The 556-nt window shown below is 70.1% G+C and carries 1 pseudogene; it reads right to left on the bottom strand.

The annotated features are described in order from the left end of the window. Positions 1 to 352 precede the first annotated feature (352 nt). Positions 353 to 556 (bottom strand): annotated as a pseudogene (locus tag KUM32_RS42490) (lipase); the annotation flags it as partial.

Raw genomic sequence — 556 nt, 5'->3', positions numbered from 1 at the left:
CGCACTGGACGCGCCGCTCCCACAGTTGATCGCAGGCACTCGTGGCCTGCTTCGCATTGCTATCTGCTCCATGACACTCCCCACCCGTCGTAGGCACCCGCCCCGGGCAGAGTAACCCTACCTCCCCCTGCCGTCACCCATGCATCCCACACCTCGGATTCACGGTGGCGTCAAGGAGGTTGACAGACGTTTTCCCAGCGTGGCGCGCTCGTACGGCCGATTGGCGCCCTCTGGGACACCGATGCGCCCGCACACCGGTCCGCCGTACGCCCGCCCGTCGGACGCCTTCTCCCCGCCGGGTGCGGGCCGGCGGGGAGAGGGTGTGCCTGACCGGGGTCGGCCGGGCCGTGGGTCAGATGGCCGAGCTGAAGGCGGGCAGGTAGCCACCCGACTGACCGGCGGCCTTCGGGTGGTAGGAGTCGCCGATCGGGAAGGTCACGCTGTGCAGCCACGCGTCGCCCGAGCAGATCTCGTGGCCGGCGAAGCGGGACGCGATGTCGCCGTAGCCGAAGCCGTGGTCGGCCGCGCGCTTGGCGGTGATCGAGTTGAGCAGGTC

The organism is Streptomyces sp. AC627_RSS907 (assembly GCF_019049165.1).
The sequence above is the reverse complement of the archived record's forward strand: the minus strand, read 5'-3'. Positions and strand labels throughout refer to the sequence as shown.